General features: G+C 56.5%; 3 rRNA genes. All 3 read right to left on the bottom strand.

Annotated elements, in window-relative coordinates:
* Positions 1–3 precede the first annotated feature (3 nt).
* Positions 4–120: ribosomal RNA gene (gene rrf / locus RR1_RS21445) — 5S ribosomal RNA — on the bottom strand.
* A 77-nt stretch (positions 121–197) separates the two neighbouring features.
* Positions 198–3,334, bottom strand: a 23S ribosomal RNA gene (locus RR1_RS21440).
* 331 nt (positions 3,335–3,665) lie between these two features.
* A 16S ribosomal RNA gene (locus RR1_RS21435) occupies positions 3,666–5,187 on the bottom strand.
* Together the 16S, 23S and 5S rRNA genes form the textbook arrangement of a ribosomal RNA operon.
* Positions 5,188–5,319 lie beyond the last annotated feature (132 nt).

The following is a 5,319-nucleotide window of genomic DNA, read 5'->3' as shown; positions in this document are numbered from 1 at the left end:
TATGTACGGCGGTGTCCTACTCTCCCACACCCTGTCGAGTGCAGTACCATCGGCGCTGGAGGGCTTAGCTTCCGGGTTCGGAATGGGACCGGGCGTTTCCCCTCCGCTATAGCCGCCGTAACTCTATGAAACACATACCCACACAGAGACCTGTGTGTGTTGTTTCAGATACCGCACAGTGGACGCGTAACACCTTTGTTGGTAAGTCCTCGGCCTATTAGTACCAGTCACCTCCACACATTACTGCGCTTCCAGTTCTGGCCTATCAACCCGGTGGTCTGCCGGGGGCCTTACCCCCTCGAGGGGGTGAGAAACCTCATCTTGGAACAGGCTTCCCGCTTAGATGCTTTCAGCGGTTATCCCTTCCGAACGTAGCCAACCAGCAATGCTCCTGGCGGAACAACTGGCACACCAGAGGTTCGTCCGTCCCGGTCCTCTCGTACTAGGGACAGCCTTCCTCAAGTTTCTGACGCGCGCGGCGGATAGAGACCGAACTGTCTCACGACGTTCTAAACCCAGCTCGCGTGCCGCTTTAATGGGCGAACAGCCCAACCCTTGGGACCTACTCCAGCCCCAGGATGCGACGAGCCGACATCGAGGTGCCAAACCATCCCGTCGATATGGACTCTTGGGGAAGATCAGCCTGTTATCCCCGGGGTACCTTTTATCCGTTGAGCGACACCGCTTCCACATGCCGGTGCCGGATCACTAGTCCCGACTTTCGTCCCTGCTCGACCCGTCAGTCTCACAGTCAAGCTCCCTTGTGCACTTGCACTCGACACCTGATTGCCAACCAGGCTGAGGGAACCTTTGGACGCCTCCGTTACATTTTGGGAGGCAACCGCCCCAGTTAAACTACCCACCAGGCACTGTCCCTGAACCAGATCATGGCCCGAGGTTAGACATCCAATACGACCAGAGTGGTATTTCAACAACGACTCCACGAACACTGGCGTGCCCGCTTCACAGTCTCCCACCTATCCTACACAAGTCGAACCGAACACCAATACCAAGCTGTAGTGAAGGTCCCGGGGTCTTTTCGTCCTGCCGCGCGTAACGAGCATCTTTACTCGTAATGCAATTTCGCCGAGTCTATGGTTGAGACAGCTGAGAAGTCGTTACGCCATTCGTGCAGGTCGGAACTTACCCGACAAGGAATTTCGCTACCTTAGGATGGTTATAGTTACCACCGCCGTTTACTGGGGCTTAAATTCTCAGCTTCGCCAACAAGTTGGCTAACCGGTCCTCTTAACCTTCCAGCACCGGGCAGGCGTCAGTCCGTATACATCGTCTTACGACTTCGCACGGACCTGTGTTTTTAGTAAACAGTCGCTTCTCACTGGTCTCTGCGGCCACCACCAGCTCGAGGCGTAAAGCCCGTCACCAGCCGTGGCCCCCCTTCTCCCGAAGTTACGGGGGCATTTTGCCGAGTTCCTTAACCATAGTTCTCTCGATCGCCTTGGTATTCTCTACCTGACCACCTGTGTCGGTTTGGGGTACGGGCCGTGTGAAAACTCACTAGAGGCTTTTCTCGACAGCATAGGATCACTGAATTCGCCTCGATCGGCTACGCATCACCTCTCAGGCTCCATGAGTGGCGGATTTGCCTACCACTCGCCCTACAGGCTTACACCAGTACAACCACTCACTGGCCCAGCTACCTTCCTGCGTCACCCCATCGCTTGGCTACTACCAGATCGGATCCCGTGCATCCACGGAAACAAAACCCGAAGGTTCCGTCACCGCTTCAGGACGGTTAGCATCACTGATTCACCATGGGCGCGTTCACACGGGTACGGGAATATCAACCCGTTGTCCATCGACTACGCCTGTCGGCCTCGCCTTAGGTCCCGACTCACCCTGGGCGGATTAACCTGGCCCAGGAACCCTTGGTCATTCGGCGGAAGAGTTTCTCACTCTTCTTTCGCTACTCATGCCTGCATTCTCACTCGCACAGCCTCCACAACTAGTTCACACTGCTGCTTCCCAGGCTGCACGACGCTCCCCTACCCACCCCAACCACTGCACACCACCCCGTAAGGCGATGCGAATGTATATGTTGGAGTGCCGCGGCTTCGGCGGTGTACTTGAGCCCCGCTACATTGTCGGCGCAGAATCACTTGACCAGTGAGCTATTACGCACTCTTTCAAGGGTGGCTGCTTCTAAGCCAACCTCCTGGTTGTCTCAGCGACTCCACATCCTTTTCCACTTAGTACACGCTTAGGGGCCTTAGCCGGCGATCTGGGCTGTTTCCCTCTCGACTACGAAGCTTATCCCCCGCAGTCTCACTGCCACGCTCTCACACCCTGGCATTCGGAGTTTGGCTGATTTCGGTAAGCTTGTGGGCCCCCTAGACCATCCAGTAGCTCTACCTCCAGAGTGAAACACGTGACGCTGCACCTAAATGCATTTCGGGGAGAACCAGCTATCACGGAGTTTGATTGGCCTTTCACCCCTACCCACAACTCATCCCCTCAGTTTTCAACCTAAGTGGGTTCGGGCCTCCACGACGTCTTACCGTCGCTTCACCCTGGCCATGGGTAGATCACTCCGCTTCGGGTCTAGAACATGCCACTACACGCGCCCTATTCGGACTCGCTTTCGCTACGACTCCCCCACACGGGTTAACCTCGCGACATGCCACTAACTCGCAGGCTCATTCTTCAAAAGGCACGCCATCACCCACCCACCGAAAGGCAGCACAGGCTCTGACGGATTGTAAGCGCACGGTTTCAGGTACTATTTCACTCCCCTCCCGGGGTACTTTTCACCTTTCCCTCACGGTACTAGTCCGCTATCGGTCACCAGGGAGTATTCAGGCTTATCGGGTGGTCCCGACAGATTCACACCAGATTTCACGGGCCCGGTGCTACTCGGGTATCACTCACAGAAGCCGGCACATTTTCGTCTACGGGGCTCTCACCCTCTACGACAGGCCATCCCAGACCACTTCGACTAACATACCGGTTTATCACTTCCGTCCACTTCAGCAGCAGCAGAACGAGTAACCCCACAACCCCACGAATGCAACGCCTGCCAGCTATCACACACCCATGGTTTAGCCTCATCCGCTTTCGCTCGCCACTACTCACGGAATCACATGTTGTTTTCTCTTCCTGTGGGTACTGAGATGTTTCACTTCCCCACGTTCCCTCCACATGCCCTATACATTCAGGCACGGGTAACACGACATCACTCGTGCTGGGTTTCCCCATTCGGACACCCTCGGATCACAGCTCGGTTGACAGCTCCCCGAGGCTTATCGCAGCCTCCCACGTCCTTCATCGGCTCCTGGTGCCAAGGCATCCACCGTACGCTCTTAAACACTTACTAACAAAGATGCTCGCGTCCACTGTGCAGTTCTCAAACAACACACAACCAAAGCCCACACCCGGAACCAGACCAACCACCCACACAGGGCGACCGCGGTATCACCGGAAAACTCCAGTCGTCGTCTCTCCAGAGATAAACACTCACGTGTTCTCTCAGGACCCAACAGTGCATCGATATACCACCCACCAGCCGGCACACAGGCCGACCGAACAGTGAATGAACCAGTCAGTGTTCCACCCATGAGCACCACCGGATTACATGTGAATCCGAAATGGCTCTGCCCTCACACACACCCCGACTCTTCGAGGCGGTATGGGGAGATGCTCCTTAGAAAGGAGGTGATCCAGCCGCACCTTCCGGTACGGCTACCTTGTTACGACTTCGTCCCAATCGCCGATCCCACCTTCGACGGCTCCCTCCCACAAGGGGTTGGGCCACCGGCTTCGGGTGTTACCGACTTTCATGACGTGACGGGCGGTGTGTACAAGGCCCGGGAACGTATTCACCGCAGCGTTGCTGATCTGCGATTACTAGCGACTCCGACTTCACGGGGTCGAGTTGCAGACCCCGATCCGAACTGAGACCGGCTTTAAGGGATTCGCTCCACCTCACGGTATCGCAGCCCTCTGTACCGGCCATTGTAGCATGTGTGAAGCCCTGGACATAAGGGGCATGATGACTTGACGTCATCCCCACCTTCCTCCGAGTTGACCCCGGCAGTCTCCTGCGAGTCCCCACCATTACGTGCTGGCAACACAGGACAAGGGTTGCGCTCGTTGCGGGACTTAACCCAACATCTCACGACACGAGCTGACGACAGCCATGCACCACCTGTACACCGACCACAAGGGAAACCCCATCTCTGAGGCGATCCGGTGTATGTCAAACCCAGGTAAGGTTCTTCGCGTTGCATCGAATTAATCCACATGCTCCGCCGCTTGTGCGGGCCCCCGTCAATTCCTTTGAGTTTTAGCCTTGCGGCCGTACTCCCCAGGCGGGGCGCTTAATGCGTTAGCTACGGCACGGATCCCGTGGAAGGAAACCCACACCTAGCGCCCACCGTTTACGGCGTGGACTACCAGGGTATCTAATCCTGTTCGCTACCCACGCTTTCGCTCCTCAGCGTCAGTTACTGCCCAGAGACCCGCCTTCGCCACCGGTGTTCCTCCTGATATCTGCGCATTTCACCGCTACACCAGGAATTCCAGTCTCCCCTGCAGTACTCAAGTCTGCCCGTATCGCCTGCACGCCCACAGTTGAGCTGTGGGATTTCACAGACGACGCGACAAACCGCCTACGAGCTCTTTACGCCCAGTAATTCCGGACAACGCTCGCACCCTACGTATTACCGCGGCTGCTGGCACGTAGTTGGCCGGTGCTTCTTCTATAGGTACCGTCACTTGCGCTTCGTCCCTACCGAAAGAGGTTTACAACCCGAAGGCCGTCATCCCTCACGCGGCGTCGCTGCATCAGGCTTGCGCCCATTGTGCAATATTCCCCACTGCTGCCTCCCGTAGGAGTCTGGGCCGTGTCTCAGTCCCAGTGTGGCCGATCACCCTCTCAGGTCGGCTACCCGTCGTCGCCTTGGTAGGCCATTACCCCACCAACAAGCTGATAGGCCGCGGGCCCATCCTGCACCGATAAATCTTTCCACCACCAGGCCATGCAACCAGTGGTCATATCCAGTATTAGACCCAGTTTCCCAGGCTTATCCCAGAGTGCAGGGCAGATCACCCACGTGTTACTCACCCGTTCGCCGCTCGTGTACCCCCGAAAGGGCCTTACCGCTCGACTTGCATGTGTTAAGCACGCCGCCAGCGTTCGTCCTGAGCCAGGATCAAACTCTCCGTTGAAGACTCAAAAACAACCCCACCCCCGAAGAGACAGGATCACTTTCAGAACAAAAAAGAGTCCAAATCACCAGCTTAAAAACTCAAACTAGCTTCAAACAATCACTGGCCCACCCCGGACGGGAACGAACGAGA

The sequence above is a fragment of the Rhodococcus rhodnii NBRC 100604 genome (genome assembly GCF_001894925.1).
Taxonomy (GTDB): domain Bacteria; phylum Actinomycetota; class Actinomycetes; order Mycobacteriales; family Mycobacteriaceae; genus Rhodococcus_F; species Rhodococcus_F rhodnii.
This window is presented reverse-complemented; position numbering and strand designations above follow the sequence as displayed.